General features: G+C 71.7%; 16 protein-coding genes. 14 read left to right on the top strand and 2 right to left on the bottom strand.

Annotated elements, in window-relative coordinates; genetic code table 11:
- Positions 1-73: 73 nt before the first annotated feature.
- The 10 genes from uvrC to DVR05_RS15125 all read left to right on the top strand — a co-directional run bounded on the left by uvrC (position 74) and on the right by DVR05_RS15125 (position 10,410).
- Positions 74-2,104, top strand: coding sequence for an excinuclease ABC subunit UvrC (uvrC, locus tag DVR05_RS15170; RefSeq protein ID WP_116246534.1), 2,031 nt, complete (start codon positions 74-76; stop codon positions 2,102-2,104).
- Entirely contained in the window at positions 2,101-2,985 is an 885-nt protein-coding gene (rapZ, locus tag DVR05_RS15165) for an RNase adapter RapZ (protein ID WP_116246533.1), read from the top strand. The genes uvrC and rapZ overlap by 4 nt, the downstream gene beginning before the upstream one ends.
- A gap of 212 nt (positions 2,986-3,197) precedes the next feature.
- Positions 3,198-4,172, top strand: a complete 975-nt coding sequence (gene yvcK / locus DVR05_RS15160; protein WP_198659197.1) for a uridine diphosphate-N-acetylglucosamine-binding protein YvcK — start codon at positions 3,198-3,200, stop codon at positions 4,170-4,172.
- 37 nt (positions 4,173-4,209) lie between these two features.
- Entirely contained in the window at positions 4,210-4,620 is a 411-nt protein-coding gene (locus DVR05_RS15155) for a DUF488 domain-containing protein (RefSeq protein ID WP_116246532.1), read from the top strand.
- Between the two features lie 263 nt (positions 4,621-4,883).
- Positions 4,884-5,864 carry a DNA-binding protein WhiA gene (gene whiA / locus DVR05_RS15150; RefSeq protein WP_075924862.1) on the top strand — a complete coding sequence of 327 codons (981 nt, stop codon included), beginning with the start codon at positions 4,884-4,886 and terminating at the stop codon, positions 5,862-5,864.
- 343 nt (positions 5,865-6,207) lie between these two features.
- A complete protein-coding gene (gene gap / locus DVR05_RS15145; protein ID WP_116246531.1) occupies positions 6,208-7,212 on the top strand; it encodes a type I glyceraldehyde-3-phosphate dehydrogenase in 1,005 nt (334 codons plus the stop codon).
- 135 nt (positions 7,213-7,347) lie between these two features.
- Positions 7,348-8,532, top strand: coding sequence for a phosphoglycerate kinase (locus tag DVR05_RS15140; protein WP_116246530.1), 1,185 nt, complete (start codon positions 7,348-7,350; stop codon positions 8,530-8,532).
- 123 nt (positions 8,533-8,655) lie between these two features.
- Positions 8,656-9,432: a triose-phosphate isomerase gene (tpiA, locus tag DVR05_RS15135; protein WP_116246529.1), complete on the top strand. Its 777-nt coding sequence runs from the start codon at positions 8,656-8,658 to the stop codon at positions 9,430-9,432.
- 292 nt (positions 9,433-9,724) lie between these two features.
- Positions 9,725-9,958, top strand: a complete 234-nt coding sequence (gene secG / locus DVR05_RS15130) for a preprotein translocase subunit SecG (RefSeq protein ID WP_075924865.1) — start codon at positions 9,725-9,727, stop codon at positions 9,956-9,958.
- Positions 9,959-10,038: 80 nt separating this feature from the next.
- Positions 10,039-10,410, top strand: coding sequence for an RNA polymerase-binding protein RbpA (locus DVR05_RS15125; RefSeq protein ID WP_017606310.1), 372 nt, complete (start codon positions 10,039-10,041; stop codon positions 10,408-10,410).
- A 427-nt stretch (positions 10,411-10,837) separates the two neighbouring features.
- On the opposite strand, the gene DVR05_RS15120 is transcribed toward DVR05_RS15125, so the two are convergent.
- Positions 10,838-11,095 (bottom strand): hypothetical protein, encoded by a 258-nt coding sequence (locus DVR05_RS15120; protein WP_116246528.1) that lies wholly within the window; start codon positions 11,093-11,095, stop codon positions 10,838-10,840.
- A 122-nt stretch (positions 11,096-11,217) separates the two neighbouring features.
- On the opposite strand from DVR05_RS15120, the gene DVR05_RS15115 reads away from it, so the two are divergent.
- Positions 11,218-11,898, top strand: coding sequence for a hypothetical protein (locus tag DVR05_RS15115; protein ID WP_116246527.1), 681 nt, complete (start codon positions 11,218-11,220; stop codon positions 11,896-11,898).
- On the opposite strand, the gene DVR05_RS15110 is transcribed toward DVR05_RS15115, so the two are convergent.
- Entirely contained in the window at positions 11,890-12,654 is a 765-nt protein-coding gene (locus DVR05_RS15110; RefSeq protein WP_116246526.1) for an IclR family transcriptional regulator, read from the bottom strand. The genes DVR05_RS15115 and DVR05_RS15110 overlap by 9 nt on opposite strands.
- 115 nt (positions 12,655-12,769) lie before the next feature.
- Between DVR05_RS15110 and DVR05_RS15105 the strand changes: the two genes are divergently transcribed.
- The 3 genes from DVR05_RS15105 (at position 12,770) to hutH (ending at position 15,080) form a co-directional block, all read left to right on the top strand.
- Positions 12,770-13,030: a hypothetical protein gene (locus DVR05_RS15105; protein ID WP_116246525.1), complete on the top strand. Its 261-nt coding sequence runs from the start codon at positions 12,770-12,772 to the stop codon at positions 13,028-13,030.
- On the top strand, positions 13,027-13,428 hold the full coding sequence (locus tag DVR05_RS15100) for a type II toxin-antitoxin system VapC family toxin (RefSeq protein ID WP_116246524.1): 402 nt from the start codon (positions 13,027-13,029) through the stop codon (positions 13,426-13,428). Before DVR05_RS15105 ends, DVR05_RS15100 begins: the two co-directional genes overlap by 4 nt.
- Before the next feature lie 104 nt (positions 13,429-13,532).
- Positions 13,533-15,080 carry a histidine ammonia-lyase gene (hutH, locus tag DVR05_RS15095; RefSeq protein ID WP_116246523.1) on the top strand — a complete coding sequence of 516 codons (1,548 nt, stop codon included), beginning with the start codon at positions 13,533-13,535 and terminating at the stop codon, positions 15,078-15,080.
- Positions 15,081-15,092 lie beyond the last annotated feature (12 nt).

Below are 15,092 nucleotides of genomic sequence, written 5' to 3'. Positions count from 1 at the left end.
TCGTGACGTTCGGCCGGTGTGACGTGGGCGGCGCGGGTGGCCGGTTGTCCCTCCCACCGACCAGAATGGGGGTATGGCTGCGACTCCTCACCTGCGCCCCGCCCCCGGATCCATCCCGCGCGACCCGGGGGTCTACCGGTTCCGCGACGCCTCGGGGCGGGTCATCTACGTCGGCAAGGCCAAGAACCTGCGCGCGCGGCTGTCCTCCTACTTCCGCGACTTCGCCGGACTGCACCCGCGCACCCAGCAGATGGTCTCCACCGCCGCCGACGTCGACTGGACGGTCGTGGGCACCGAGGTGGAGGCGCTCCAGCTGGAGTACTCCTGGATCAAGCAGTACGATCCCCGCTTCAACGTCAAGTACCGCGACGACAAGAGCTACCCCTACCTCGCGGTCACCCTGAACGAGGAGATCCCCCGCGTCCAGGTGATGCGCGGCGCCAAGCGGCGCGGGGTGCGCTACTTCGGCCCCTACTCCCACGCCTGGGCCATCCGCGAGACCGTCGACCTGCTGCTCCGTGTCTTTCCGGTGCGGACCTGCTCGGCGGGCGTCTTCCGGAGCGCGCGCAACAGCGGCCGCCCGTGCCTGCTCGGCTACATCGGCAAGTGCGTGGCCCCGTGTGTGGGCAGGGCCACCCCCGCCGAGCACCGGGCGCTGGTGGACGACTTCTGCTCCTTCCTGGCCGGGGACACCGGACGGTTCATCCGCGAACTGGAGGCGCGGATGGGTGAGGCCGCCCAGGAGATGGAGTACGAGCGGGCCGCCCGTATCCGCGACGACATCGCGGCCCTGCGCGCCGCCCTGGAGAAGCAGGCCGTGGTGCTGCCCGACTCCACCGACTGCGACGTCATCGCGATGGCCGACGACCAGCTGGAGGCGGCCGTGCAGATCTTCCACGTGCGCGGCGGCCGGATCCGGGGCCGTCGGGGGTACGTGGTCGACAAGGTCACCGACGCCGGCCCCGACGAGCTGATGGAGACCTTCCTCGGCCAGCTCTACGGCGACGCCGGGGAGGAGGCGGACGTCGACGCCGACACCGGTGGCGCGGTCCCACGCGAGGTCCTGGTCTCCGACGCCCCCGCGGACGTCTCCGCCGTCGCCTCCTGGCTCTCGGAGCGCCGGGGGTCGGCGGTCACCGTGCGCGTGCCCCGGCGCGGCGACAAGAAGGACCTCATGGAGACCGTGGCCAAGAACGCCCGCGAGGCGCTGGCCCGCCACAAGACCCACCGCGCCGGCGACCTGAGCACCCGCAGCCGGGCGCTCAACGAGATCCAGGAGGCCCTGGACCTGCCCGAGGCGCCGCTGCGTATCGAGTGCTACGACATCTCCAACCTCCAGGGCGAGCACGTGGTGGCGTCCATGGTGGTGTTCGAGGACGGGCTGGCCCGCAAGTCCGAGTACCGCCGGTTCAGCATCCGCGGGTCCGGGGCGGGCGGCGCCGAACAGCACGACGTCGCCGCCATGTACGAGGTGATCAAACGCAGGTTCACCCGCTACCTTGAGGAGAGCGCCCGCGCCGGTGAGGTCGCCCGGATGGGGGAGAGCGGTGACCACGGCGACCGCTCCGCCGAGGACGCCCCCGCGCCCGGCAAGTTCGCCTACCCCCCTAACCTGGTGGTGGTCGACGGGGCCCGCCCCCAGGCCGAGGCGGCGCGCCGGGCGCTGGACGAACTCGGGATCGAGGACGTCGCCGTGTGCGGTCTGGCCAAGCGCCTGGAGGAGGTGTGGCTGCCCGACGACGAGGACCCGGTGATCCTGCCCCGCACGGGTGAGGGTCTGTACCTGCTCCAGCGGGTGCGCGACGAGGCGCACCGCTTCGCCATCGCCTACCACCGCCGCAAGCGCGCCAAGGCGCTCACGGGCAGCGCGTTGGACGACCTGCCGGGCCTGGGCCCGACCCGCAGGTCGGCGCTGATCAAGGAGTTCGGGTCGGTCAGACGCCTGGCCTCGGCCACGGCGGAGGAGATCGCGACGGTTCCGGGTATCGGCCCCAAACTGGCCGATGCCGTGCACGCCCACCTGGCCGGTGGGTCCGCCGGGGCGGGCCGCGACGGCGAGCAGGCACCAGCACAGCAAGGCACCGACGGGGGAGGAGACACATGACGGTCGAACTGGGTGGCGAGCTGCCACCGGAGGTGGTCATCGTCACCGGTATGTCCGGGGCGGGGCGGAGTACGGCGGCCAGGGCGCTGGAGGACCTGGGCTGGTTCGTGGTGGACAATCTGCCCCCCGGGCTGCTGCCGACCATGATCGAACTGGCCGGGCGCACCAACGGCGCCGTGCCGCGGGTCGCCGTCGTCGTGGACGTGCGGTCGCTGGCCTTCACCGAGGACCTGCTGTCCACGGTGGAGGAGCTGCGCAAGCGCGACATGACCGCGCGCGTGCTGTTCCTGGAGGCGGGCGACGAGGCGCTGGTCCGCCGCTTCGAGGGGGTGCGCCGCCGCCACCCGCTCCAGGGCGACGGCCTGCTCACCGACGGCATCACCCGGGAGCGCGAGACCCTGCGCGCCATCCGGGGCGAGGCCGACCTGGTCATCGACACCTCCCAGCTCAACGTGCACCAGCTCAAGGCGCGGGTGCTCGGCTTCTTCGGGGAGGACGGCGAGGGCCGTATCCGCGCCAACGTCGTCTCGTTCGGGTTCAAGCACGGGCTGCCGGTGGACGCCGACCTGGTCCTGGACTGCCGGTTCCTGCCCAACCCCCACTGGGTGCCCGACCTGCGGCCGATGAACGGCCGGGACGCCCCCGTGCGCGACTACGTCCTGTCGCAGGACGGGGCCAAGGAGATGCTGGAGTCCTACTCCGAGGTGCTCAGGCTGACCATCGAGGGCTACCAGCGTGAGGGTAAGCACTACATGACGCTCGCGGTGGGGTGCACGGGCGGTAAGCACCGCAGTGTCGCCATGGCCGAGCAGTTCGGTGACCGGCTTCGTTCCCAGGGGGTGGACGTGCACGTCGTTCACCGGGACGTCGGGCGGGAGTGACCCCCTCGCCGATCCGGGCGAGGCACGCAGAGTGAGCGGAATCGCCAAGTGCTGTGTCTTCGCTTAGATTGGCCCGGTCACCGCTGGTGCCGGTCCCGCGCGGGACCGGTGACCGGCGGTCCTGGGCGCGGGTCGACCACCCGCCCGCCGGTGCCGGCGGCGCGGTCGCGAGCGCCAGCCGTACACGGGACGAGGGGCAGGCCACAGCCATCATGTCGAACAGCACGGTGCCGCACGGTGACGGGAGGCGCCCACCCCGTGTGGTCGCCCTGGGCGGCGGGCACGGGCTGCACGCGTCCCTCTCGGCGCTGCGCAGGGTGACCACCGACGTCACCGCGATCGTCACCGTCGCCGACGACGGCGGTTCCAGCGGTCGGCTCCGCCGTGAACTGGGCGTGCTGCCCCCCGGTGACCTGCGGATGGCCCTGGCGGCGCTGTGCGGTGACGACGAGTGGGGGCACACCTGGAGCCAGGTGATCCAGCACCGGTTCCGCTCCGAGGGCGAACTGCACGGCCACGCGGTCGGCAACCTGCTGATCGTGGCCCTGTGGGAGCTGTTGGGGGACTCGGTGGCGGGTCTGGACTGGGTGGGTCAGCTGCTGGGCGCGCACGGGCGGGTGCTGCCGATGTCGTCGGTTCCGCTGGACATCGCCGCCGAGGTCGCGGGGATCGATCCCGACCGTCCCGAGGAGCTGACGACGGTGCGGGGCCAGGTGGCGTGTGCGAGTACCAGCGGGCAGGTGCGGTCGATCTCCCTCATCCCCGAGGCCCCGCCGGCCAGCCCGCAGGCGGTCAAGGCGGTCCGCGAGGCCGACTGGGTGGTCTTCGGACCCGGATCGTGGTTCACGAGTGTCCTGCCGCACCTGCTGGTCCCGGACCTGGCACACGCCCTGGTCACCACCCGGGCCCGGCGTGTGGTGACGCTCAACCTGTCACCGCAGCGGGGCGAGACCGACGGCTTCCGGCCCGAGACCTACCTGGAGGTCCTGCACGAGCACGCGCCCAAACTCGGCGTGGACGTGGTGCTGGCCGACCGGGGCACGGTGGAGGACGTCGAGCCGTTGGAGCGGGTGGTGCGCGCGGTCGGCGGCCGTCTGGAGCTGGCCGACCTGGGCCGTGACGACGGTTCGCCGCGCCACGACGCCGAGCGGCTCGCGGCGGCCTTCGAGCGGATCCTGTCCGACTGAGCGCGTGAACGGGGCCTGTCCGGGGAAGACCCGCGACATGGCTGGCCACCGTGTTGACGTGGAGCGGGTGTACGACGTGGTGCGTGCGCGTGAGCACCCACGGCAGGGGCGGCCGTCGCCGCGGGGACGGCTGTTCCTCGTGGACCGGTTGTGGCCGCGCGGTGTGTCCCGGGAGTCCTTGACGGGCGTCGAGTGGTTGCGGGAGGCGGCCCCCAGCTCCGGGCTGCGGTCGTGGTTCGGCCACGCCCCCGAGCGGTTCGCCGGGTTCGCCGAGCGTTACCGCACCGAGTTGGAGGCCCGGCCGGAGGCGGTGGAGCCCGCCCTGGCGGCGGCGCGCCGAGGCCCGGTCACCCTGCTGTACGCGGCTCGCGACACCGAGCACAACCATGCGCTCGTCCTCCGCGACTATCTGGAGGAACGGTTGGCGGACGAGGCCGGGGGCGATTGAGCGGGCACCGGGGTGAAGCGCGACACGCCCGCGCCACCTGTGGAGCCTGGCGTCCGCGGGGCGTTCGGGCGGCCTGGGCCAGGAATCCCCGCACATGTCATGACGGGGGGTGGACGCGCCGGTGAATCCCTTCCTCTCGGGGAGGGGAGCGGTCAAGTAGTCTGCCTCGAAGGAAACCGAGCGCGGCGGGGCCGCGTCGGTGCACACCGGTGCCCGGTGCGGGTCCACCGGGACGGGCCAGTTCGAGGGGGAGGATCGCGGCGATGGCGATGACCGGCGTGGTGAAGGATGAGTTGAGCCGTCTGGCCATTCTCAAGCCATGCTGCCGCAAGGCGGAGGTGTCCACCATCCTGCGGTTCACCGGGGGCCTGCACCTGGTGGGCGGGCGGATCGTGATCGAGGCCGAGCTCGACACCGGTGCCGCCGCGCGTCGTCTGCGCAAGGACATCTCCGAGGTCTTCGGGCACGAGTCCGAGGTGGTCGTGCTGTCCCCGAGCGGTCTGCGCAAGGGCAACCGGTACGTGGTCCGGGTGATCAAGGACGGTGAGTCCCTGGCCCGCCAGACGGGGTTGGTGGACAACAACGGCCGTCCGGTGCGCGGGCTGCCCCGGCACGTGGTCGCGGGCGGGGCCTGTGACGCCGAGTCGGCCTGGCGGGGGGCGTTCATCGCCCACGGATCCCTGACCGAGCCGGGCCGGTCGATGTCGCTGGAGGTCACCTGTCCCGGTCCGGAGGCGGCGCTGGCGCTGGTCGGAGCGGCCCGTCGGCTCAAGGTGCACGCCAAGGCGCGTGAGGTGCGCGGTGTGGACCGGGTCGTGGTGCGCGACGGGGACTCCATCGGCGCCCTGCTGACCCTGTTGGGCGCCCACCAGAGTGTGCTGGCCTGGGAGGAGCGTCGGATGCGCCGCGAGGTGCGGGCCACCGCCAACCGGCTCGCCAACTTCGACGACGCCAACCTGCGGCGCAGCGCCCGCGCGGCGGTGGCGGCGGGGGCGCGGGTGGAGCGGGCCCTGGAGATCCTGGGTGAGGACGCCCCCGAGCACCTGGTGGCCGCCGGGAAGCTGCGCCTGGCGCACAAGCAGGCGTCCCTGGAGGAGCTGGGGCAGCTGTCGGTGCCGCCGCTGACCAAGGACGCCATCGCCGGGCGGATCCGCAGGCTGCTGGCCATGGCCGACAAGCGCGCCGCTGACCTGGGCATCGAGGGGACCGAGGCGAACCTCACGCCGGACATGCTGGTTCCGTGAGGCCGCGCCGCCGGGTGACGGCGGTGTGAACGCGGGGTCGCCCGAGGGTCCTGAGGTGTTCGGCTTTGTTAACTGCGGAAACACGCGGATAACTTCAGACAATGGTATAGACCTGTTCGTCGGTTGGTGCCAGTATGGTCGCGAATCCCGAGGGTCTGCGGGCCGCCGAACTCAGGGCCCGTCGCCGTGGTCCGTCGGCGCTCCGCTAGGCTCTCTGACAACACCTGGCGCGTGTTAACCCTGTTCAATGCGGTTGCTCTGGTCCTCCAGCCAGGGCGAACGGCGTGGGCGAGAACGAATGCGCGGGTGGAAATGATGTGCGACATATGAGGAGATTGGTTCCGTGACCATCCGTGTAGGCGTCAACGGCTTCGGTCGGATCGGCCGCAATTTCTGGCGTGCGGTCGCCGCTGGCGGCAGCGACATCGAAATCGTCGCGGTCAACGACCTCACCGACACCAGGACGCTCGCGCACCTGCTCAAGTACGACACGGTGCTCGGCACCCTCGCGGGTGACGTCGAGGTGGGCGACGACTTCATCCGCGTCGGCGACAAGACCGTCAAGGTCCTGGCCGAGCGCGACCCGGCCCAGCTGCCCTGGTCCGACCTGAACGTGGACGTGGTCATCGAGTCCACCGGCCGCTTCACCAAGGCCGAGGACGCCAGCAAGCACATCAGCGCGGGGGCCAAGAAGGTCATCATCTCCGCCCCGGCCAAGGGCGAGGACCTGACCGTCGTCATGGGCGTCAACGACGACAAGTACGACGCCGCCCAGCACAACGTCATCTCCAACGCCTCGTGCACCACCAACTGCGTGGCGCCCATGGCCAAGGTGCTCCTGGACGCCTTCGGCATCCAGCAGGGCCTGATGACCACGGTGCACGCCTACACCAACGACCAGGTCATCCTGGACTTCCCGCACTCGGACCTGCGCCGCGCCCGCGCCGCCGCGCAGAACATCATCCCGACCACGACCGGCGCCGCCAAGGCCACCGCCCTGGTCATCCCCGAGCTGCAGGGCAAGCTGGACGGCATGGCCATGCGCGTCCCGGTGCCGGACGGCTCCGTGACCGACCTGGTCGTCACCCTGGACCGCGAGGTCACCAAGGACGAGGTCAACGCCGCGTTCAAGGCCGCCGCCGAGGGTCCGCTCAAGGACGTCCTGGTCTACACCGAGGACCCGATCGTCTCCTCCGACATCGTCGGCACCTCGCCCTCCTGCACCTTCGACTCCAGCCTGACCATGGCGTTCGGCAACCAGGTCAAGGTCGTCGGCTGGTACGACAACGAGTGGGGCTACTCCAACCGCCTGGTCGACCTGGCCAAGCTGGTCGGTTCCAACCTGTAACCACCGGACACGGGGCTCGCGCCCTCACCCCGCGGCACCCCTTCGCCCACAGCGAGGGGGTGCCGCTGTCCGAGTACCCGCCCGACCTCTGCCCGGCGCGACGTCCGGGCTGATCAGACCACCGAGGAGACCAGCATGCGGACGATCGACGACCTCGACGTCTCCGGCAAGCGCGTGTTCGTCCGGGCCGATCTCAACGTGCCCCTGGACGGCGAGCGGATCACCGACGACGGCCGTATCCGCGCGGCCCTGCCCACCATCGAGAAGCTGCGCGAACGCGGCGCGCGCGTGATCGTCGCCGCCCACCTGGGCCGCCCCAAGGGCGCCCCCGACCCGCGCTTCTCCCTCCGCCCGGTCGCCGCCCGCCTGGGCGAGCTGCTCGGCGCCGAGGTGGCCTTCGCCGCCGACACCGCCGGGGAGTCGGCCCGGGCCACCTGCGCGTCGCTGGCCGACGGCCAGGTCGCGCTCCTGGAGAACGTGCGCTTCGAGCCCGGCGAGACCAGCAAGGACGACGCCGAGCGCGGGGAGCTCGCCGACCGTTTCGCCCAGCTGGCCGACCTGTACGTCGGGGACGCCTTCGGCGCCGTGCACCGCAGGCACGCCAGCGTCTTCGACCTGCCCGGCAGGCTCCCGCACGCCGTCGGCGGCCTCGTCCTGACCGAGGTCGAGGTCCTGCGCAAGCTGACCGCCGACCCGGCGCGTCCCTACGCGGTGGCGCTCGGCGGTTCCAAGGTCTCCGACAAGCTCGGCGTCATCGACAACCTCCTCGGCACCGCCGACCGCCTGCTCATCGGCGGCGGCATGGTGTTCACCTTCCTCAAGGCCAAGGGGTACGAGGTCGGCTCCAGCCTGTTGGAGACCGACCAGCTCGACACCGTGCGCGGCTACCTGGAGCGCGCCGAGCGCGAGGGTGTGGAGATCGTCCTGCCCGTGGACGTCGTGGCCGCGGAGAAGTTCGCCGCCGACGCCCCCCACGCGGCGGTGGACGTCGACGCGATCCCGGCCGACCGGATGGGCCTGGACATCGGTCCGCGGAGTCAGGCGCTGTTCGCGGAGAAGATCGCCGACACCCGCACGGTGTTCTGGAACGGCCCCATGGGCGTGTTCGAGATGGAGCCGTACGCGGGCGGTACCCGAGCGCTGGCCCAGGCGCTCATCGACTCCGACGCCTTCACCGTGGTCGGTGGCGGCGACTCGGCGGCGGCGGTGCGCGCGCTGGGCTTCGAGGAGTCGGCCTTCGGCCACATCTCCACCGGCGGCGGTGCCAGCCTGGAGTACCTGGAGGGCAAGGACCTGCCCGGTATCGACGCCCTCGCCTGAGGCCCCTCCGGCGATCCCCGCCGCGGGCCGGGCCCCGGAGCGTTCGGAGGCGGTCCGAAGTCACGGGGAGGACCGGAGCGGGCCCGGCTCCACACACGTTCAGCCTAGACGGGAAGTGACCACATGTCCCAGCGCCTGCCGCTCATCGCGGGCAACTGGAAGATGAACAACAACCACCTGGAGGCCATCGCGCTCGTCCAGAAGCTGGCCTTCGCCCTGAAGGACAAGGACTACGACAGGGTCGAGGTCGTCGTCCTGCCGCCGTTCACCGACCTGCGCAGCGTCCAGACGCTGGTGGACGGGGACAAGCTGCGGATCGGCTTCGGCGCCCAGGACATCTCCGCGCACGACAAGGGCGCCTACACCGGTGAGATCTCCGGTGCGATGCTCGCCAAACTGGAGTGCTCCTACGTGCTGGTCGGCCACTCCGAGCGCCGTGAGTACCACCACGAGGACGACGCCCTGGTCAACGCCAAGGTCAAGGCCGCCTTCAAGAACGACATCGTGCCGCTGCTCTGTGTCGGCGAGGGCCTGCAGGTGCGCAAGGAGGGCCGCCAGGTCGAGCACGTCCTGGCCCAGCTGGACGGCGCCCTGAAGGAGATCACCGCCGAGCAGGCCGCCAGGATCGTGGTGGCCTACGAGCCGGTGTGGGCGATCGGCACCGGTGAGGTCGCCACCCCCGAGGACGCCCAGGAGGTGTGCTCGGCCATCCGCGCGCGCCTGGCCGAGCTGTACTCCCAGGAGGTCGCCGACGCGGTGCGCGTGCTCTACGGCGGTTCGGTCAAGGGTGACAACGCCCCGGGCATCATGGCCCAGCCCGACGTGGACGGCGCTCTGGTCGGCGGTGCCTGCCTGAAGGCCGACGAGTTCGTCAAGGTGATCCGTTACAGCGAGCAGTAGTCGCTGGACGTCTCGCGATGCCCCGTCCACCGGGTCGGTTCGTCCAGGTTCGGCGGACGGGGTGTCCGACGGGGGCTCCCGTCGGGCTAGACTTCGCTGAGGGGACCTGCGCGCGTCGCGCAAGTCCCCGCCCGTGCCGCCGGCGGCACGGTAAAATCCGAAATCGTCCCGGTCTCCTCCTTCCACGATCCGACCGGTCGGCCAGGTGCCGCGGCGCCGTCGCCGGTACGGGTGGGAAACGGGGGCCGTGGTGTCCATCCCCCCGCTTCGGGGTCGAGCTACGGGTGAGCGTGTGACTCTCGGTCTGTCCATCTTCGTGATGGTTCTCAGTGTGCTGCTGATCTTCCTGGTGCTGCTGCACAAGGGCAAGGGCGGCGGTCTGTCCGACATGTTCGGCGGCGGGGTCACGTCCTCGCTCGGCGGGTCGTCGGTGGTCGAACGCAACCTCGACCGCATGACGGTGGCCGTCGGCATCGTGTGGATCCTGTCCGTCGTCGTCCTCGGCATCCTGTACGGCCGGGCCTAGCAGGCGCCCCCAGAGGCTTCCCCCGTCCACAGTCACGCTCGCCCGAGTGCCGGTGAGCGCGTTCGCCGAAGGAGTTTTTCGTGGGTAGTGGCAGTGCCATCCGTGGCAGTCGAGTCGGAGCCGGCCCGATGGGCGAGGCGGAGCGCGGCGAGGCCGCCCCGCGGATCCGGGTTCCGTTCTACTGTGCGAACCTGCACGAGGTCGTGCCCAGCTTCGCGAGCGAGGCAGCCGTCCCCGACGAGTGGGACTGCCCACGCTGCGGTTTCCCCGCGGGCAAGGACAAGGCCAACCCCCCCTCGCCGCCGCGCACCGAGCCGTACAAGACCCATCTGGCCTACGTCAAGGAGCGGCGGAGCGAGGAGGAGGGCAAGCTCATCCTCGACGAGGCGCTCGCCAAGCTGCGCGCCGACCGCGCCGCGGTCGAGGCCCACATGAAGGCCTCCCAGAACTAGGTCGTGCCCGCTCCGCCGGCGGCTCGACCCGCCGCACAGAACCCTGGCGGCGCCCGAACGGGAGCGCCCCGGTCATGACTCCGTCCGAGGGGCCCGTCGCCGTAGCGACGGGCCCCTCGTGGCGTTCCGGGTGGGGGCCGGGTGCGTCCCGGTGCCGGGGAGGGCGGTGGTGGCGTGGAATGACGGGGGGATCACGTCGCGTGCCGACGTTTCCATCGTGGAATGGCATCGTCCGACGCGGATGTGAAGGATGGTTGGACTTTTTCATTCCCGGGACTCGTGTGGTTACTGGGAATTACAGTGATCGCCACGCACCCCCAACAGCCCCTCCTGAGGAGATGGTGTCGATGTCAGCGTGTCCGACCGGTGGCGAGCACGACTGGATTCTCGGTGACGACCGCAAGTTCCAGTGCGCCAAGTGCGGAGCTCAGAGCGCGCGCAGGTTCTGAGCTCCCGGCCCGGGCTGCACCGTGCCCCGTGCGGCCAGTTCCCCGTGGTCGAGGGCGCGCCAGGTCACCGGTTCACCCAGGGTCTCGGCGACCCCCTTGGCCCAGCGTTCCAGCGGGGCGAACTGGTCGGGCCCCTCCCGCAGGACGGTCCGGCCCTGGTAGGCCACACCGTCCAGGGAGATGATCCGCCCGTTGGCCCGCAGTTCGGTGTCGTACTCACGTGCGTTGCGTCTCATGGGGCGAACCCTAGTCCGAGCGCGGCGCCACCGCCCGGCCTTCGCGTGGATTGCCGCCCGTGGCCGTCGGCGGGGGGCCGTCCGCGCACCGGGTGTCCCGCGGAGTTGGGAGAATGGGGGGTATGGCTTCCCCCGAACCTCCCGACGCCTCCGCCCCGGCCCGGGGCGTGCCCTCGGACCTGACCCGGCCGCCCTCCGGGGTGTCGCACCTGCGGCGCTACGTCAGTCTGCGCGGACCCAACGCCCGGATGTGGATGGCGGTGGCGTACTTCTCCGTCGCCCTGACCCTGGGATTCCTCGTCGTGGTCGGCTCGCTCGTGTGGACCCTGGTGTCGGGGGACCCGCCGATCGGTTCCGTCGTCCTGTGGAGCACGGCCGCCGTGGTGATGGCCTTCGTCGGGCCCGGCAGCAACGTCGTCGTCGTGCGCGGGCTGCCGCAGCGCATCACCCGCCAGGGGATCAGCGCCGACAGCGACGGGCTGACCGTCCTGCAGGAACGCAAGTGGTGGTTCCCGGGGGAGGGGACGTTCATCGCCTGGCCGGAGGTCCGGCGGATCCGCGAGGTGCACGTCGGGGGCCGTCGGTTGACCTACTTCATCGAGTTCGTCCTCGACACCCACCGCACCGACCCCGAACTGCCCACCTGGGCGGAGAGCGCGCAGAGCCTGGGGTTGGAGGAGGTCGACGCGCCCACGCAGTTCTACGTGCAGGTGCCCGAGGACGTCAAGGAGCGCATCCTGCGCATGGTCGAGCGCACGGCGCCGCTGCCGTCGATCGTGGAGCGCAGCGAACCGCTACGGTGAGGCGCGTCGCCCGTCCAGCCTCCGGGTGAGGTCGGCCGCCGCGTCGCGCACCCGCGCGGCGAGCGCCTGCGGGGTCACCGGTCGGGCGCTGGGCACGGTCAGGCTGATCGCGGCGGCGGGGCGGCCGTTGTGGTCGGTGGCGGCGGCCGCCACCGACACGAAGCCCTCGGTGACCTGCCCGTCCTCCATGGACCATCCCTGCCGCAGCTCCTCGGCCAGGAGGCGGCGCAGCTCTGACGGCGTGGCCGGGCCGCGCCCGGTGCGGTCGGTGAAGGCCGCGGCGTCCGGGTAGAGGGCGCGGACCTGGGCGCGGGGGAGCAGGGCGAGCATCGCCCGGCCCGAGGCGGTCAGGTGCGCGGGCAGGCGCACGCCGACGCCGGTGATGAGGGTGGGCGCGTGCGGGGGCTGCTCCTTGAGCAGGTAGAGGGTGTCGGCGCCGTGCAGGATGCCCAGGTGGGCGGTGGCGCCGGTGGCCTCGGTCAACTGGTGCAGGAGCGGACGGGTCAGCCGTTCGAGGCCGTCGTGGCGCAGGTAGGCCGAACCGATCTCGAACGCGGCCACGCCCAGCCCCCAGCGGCGCTCCTCGGGCAGGTGGGTGACGAACCCTTCCTCGGCCAGCGCCTCCAGCAGTTGGTAGACGCTGGAGCGGGGGAGGCCGAGTTCGGCGGCGGCGGTCGAGGCCGAGACGGGGCCGGGCCGCGAGGCCAGGAAGCGCAGCAGCCGCAGAGCGCGGGTGGCCGCCGGTACGAGACTCATGCCCCGATTGTCCCACCCCTGTGGGGCACCTGGGAAGAACCTTGGGCGCCATTTTGGCGCTCTCTATCGCGTGATCAGAGAGCTAAATTTAGCTAAATTGCGCTACTATGGCGCCATGGGAGCTATTCAGGTCAAGGATGTTCCGGACGAGGTCAGAGAGATCCTGGTGGCGGAGGCCAAGCGGTCGGGGCAGTCACTCCAGGCGTACGTACTCGCCGTGCTGGAGCGCGAGGCGCGCTTCGCCCGTAACCGGGAAGTCGTCGAACAGACACCTCTGCCGGGGGCCAACCTGAGCATGGACGAGATCGTCGCGGCCGTTCGGGCCGCTCGTGGCGACGAGTCGCCGGGCGGCGAAGGGGAGAGCGGTGCCGCGTGATCGTCGTTGACACGTCTGTTCTGATCGATCTCTACCTGGGGGCGCCGGGGCGTTCCAGCAACGCGGCGCGTCGGGTGCTCGGGGGCGACAGCGAGTGGTACGCCCCCAGTCATCAGCCGGTCGAGTTCCTCAATTCACTGCGCGGGCTCGTGCTCGGCCGGAAGGTGTCCGTTGGCGGGGCGGAGGCCGCGCGCAAGCTCTACGGCCTCCAGGCGATCGTGCACGTGGACCTGGTCGGAGGCGTGGCGGACCGGATCTGGGCTCTGCGGTCCGATCTGACGTCCTATGACGCGGCCTACGTCGCGGTGGCCGAGGCACTGGACTGCGCCCTGGTGACGGGGGACGCGCGCCTCGCCGCCGCCCCGGGGCTGCGGTGCGAGGTCCGCGTGATCCGTTAGGGAAAGGGCCGGGCGATCGGGTCCGGTCGGGGTTGTCTGAAATACCAGACACAACCCTCGCGTCACCCCTTCACCACCGGGCCCGCCAGCGGTGCAATGGGGGTATGACCACAGCAGTTTCCACCGTCACCGTCGGCGGAGCCCCGCTCACCCCGGCCCAGATCCTGGCCGTCGCGCGCGAGGGCGCCCGCGTCATCCTCGCCGAGGAGTCCCTCAAGGCCGTCCGGCACGGCCGTGAGCGGGTCGAGTCGCTCGCCCGCGGCGAGGTCCCCGCCTACGGGGTCAGCACCGGCTTCGGCGCCCTGGCCACCCGCCACATCGCTCCCGACCTGCGCGCCCGCCTCCAGCGCTCCCTCATCCGCTCCCACGCCGCCGGGACCGGGCCCGAGGTCGAGCGCGAGGTCGTCCGCGCGCTCATGCTGCTGCGGCTGCGCACCCTGGCCTCGGGCAACACCGGGGTGGAGGTCGCCACGGTCGAGACCCTGGCCGCGATGCTCAACGCCGGGATCACCCCCGTCGTCCACGAGTACGGCAGCCTGGGCTGTTCGGGCGACCTGGCGCCGCTGTCCCACGTGGCGCTCGCCCTCATGGGGGAGGGCGAGGTCCGCGACGCCTCCGGGGAGAGGAAGCACGCCTACACCGCCCTGCACGAGGCCGGTCTGCGCCCCGTGGAGCTCGGCGCCAAGGAGGGGCTGGCCCTGATCAACGGCACCGACGGCATGCTCGGCATGCTCGTCCTCGCCTGCCAGGACCTCGCCCGGCTGCTCAAGGTCGCCGACATCACCGCGGCGATGAGCGTCGAGGCGCTGCTGGGCACCGACCGGGTGTTCACCGAGGAGCTCCAGCGCCTGCGCCCGCACCCCGGTCAGGCCGCCTCGGCCGCCAACATCCGCGCCATGCTGGCGGACTCGCCGATCGTCGCCTCCCACCGGGGCCCCGAGTGCAACCGGGTCCAGGACGCCTACTCCCTGCGCTGCGCCCCCCAGGTGGCCGGCGCCGCCCGCGACACCCTCGACCACGCGCTCCTGGTCGCCGGGCGCGAGCTCGACAGCGTCATCGACAACCCGGTCGTCCTCGACGACGGCCGCGTGGAGTCCAACGGCAACTTCCACGGCGCACCCGTGGCCTACGTGCTCGACTTCCTGGCCATCGCGGTCGCCGACACCGCCTCCATCGCCGAGCGGCGTACCGACCGCATGCTCGACGTCGCCCGCTCCCACGGCCTGCCCGCCTTCCTCGCCGACGACCCCGGCGTCGACTCCGGGCACATGATCGCCCAGTACACCCAGGCCGCCATCGTCTCCGAACTCAAGCGCCTGGCCGCACCCGCCAGCGTCGACTCCATCCCCAGCTCCGCCATGCAGGAGGACCACGTGTCCATGGGCTGGTCGGCCGCGCGCAAGCTCCGCCGGGCCGTGGAGGGGCTGACCAGTGTGCTCGCCGTCGAGCTGCTCACCGCCGCCCGCGCCCTGGACCTGCGTTCGCCGCTGGAGCCCGGCCCCGCCACCGGGGCCGTCCTGCGCGCCGTCCGCGAGCACGTGTCCGGGCCCGGCCCCGACCGCCACCTGGCGCCCGAGATCGCCGCCGTCGCCGCACTGGTCGCCGACGGCACCGTCGTCGCCGCCGCCGAGTCCGTCACCCCGCTCGCCTGACACCCCGAGGAG

Origin of the sequence: Nocardiopsis sp. FIRDI 009 (assembly GCF_003386285.1) — a bacterium.
In the GTDB taxonomy this organism is placed as follows: domain Bacteria; phylum Actinomycetota; class Actinomycetes; order Streptosporangiales; family Streptosporangiaceae; genus Nocardiopsis.
Note: the sequence above shows the minus strand (reverse complement) of the source record. Positions and strands in the feature narration are given on the sequence as shown.

What these genes read in the sequence shown, in the direction of transcription:
- uvrC (WP_116246534.1), top strand. Translation starts at nt 74, where the DNA reads ATGGCTGCGACTCCTCACCTGCGCCCCGCCCCCGGATCCATCCCGCGC.
- DVR05_RS15110 (WP_116246526.1), bottom strand. Translation starts at nt 12,654, where the DNA reads ATGAGTCTCGTACCGGCGGCCACCCGCGCTCTGCGGCTGCTGCGCTTC.
- yvcK (WP_198659197.1), top strand. Translation starts at nt 3,198, where the DNA reads ATGTCGAACAGCACGGTGCCGCACGGTGACGGGAGGCGCCCACCCCGT.
- DVR05_RS15155 (WP_116246532.1), top strand. Translation starts at nt 4,210, where the DNA reads ATGGCTGGCCACCGTGTTGACGTGGAGCGGGTGTACGACGTGGTGCGT.
- DVR05_RS15105 (WP_116246525.1), top strand. Translation starts at nt 12,770, where the DNA reads ATGGGAGCTATTCAGGTCAAGGATGTTCCGGACGAGGTCAGAGAGATC.
- DVR05_RS15115 (WP_116246527.1), top strand. Translation starts at nt 11,218, where the DNA reads ATGGCTTCCCCCGAACCTCCCGACGCCTCCGCCCCGGCCCGGGGCGTG.
- tpiA (WP_116246529.1), top strand. Translation starts at nt 8,656, where the DNA reads ATGTCCCAGCGCCTGCCGCTCATCGCGGGCAACTGGAAGATGAACAAC.
- rapZ (WP_116246533.1), top strand. Translation starts at nt 2,101, where the DNA reads ATGACGGTCGAACTGGGTGGCGAGCTGCCACCGGAGGTGGTCATCGTC.
- DVR05_RS15120 (WP_116246528.1), bottom strand. Translation starts at nt 11,095, where the DNA reads ATGAGACGCAACGCACGTGAGTACGACACCGAACTGCGGGCCAACGGG.
- whiA (WP_075924862.1), top strand. Translation starts at nt 4,884, where the DNA reads ATGGCGATGACCGGCGTGGTGAAGGATGAGTTGAGCCGTCTGGCCATT.
- hutH (WP_116246523.1), top strand. Translation starts at nt 13,533, where the DNA reads ATGACCACAGCAGTTTCCACCGTCACCGTCGGCGGAGCCCCGCTCACC.
- DVR05_RS15140 (WP_116246530.1), top strand. Translation starts at nt 7,348, where the DNA reads ATGCGGACGATCGACGACCTCGACGTCTCCGGCAAGCGCGTGTTCGTC.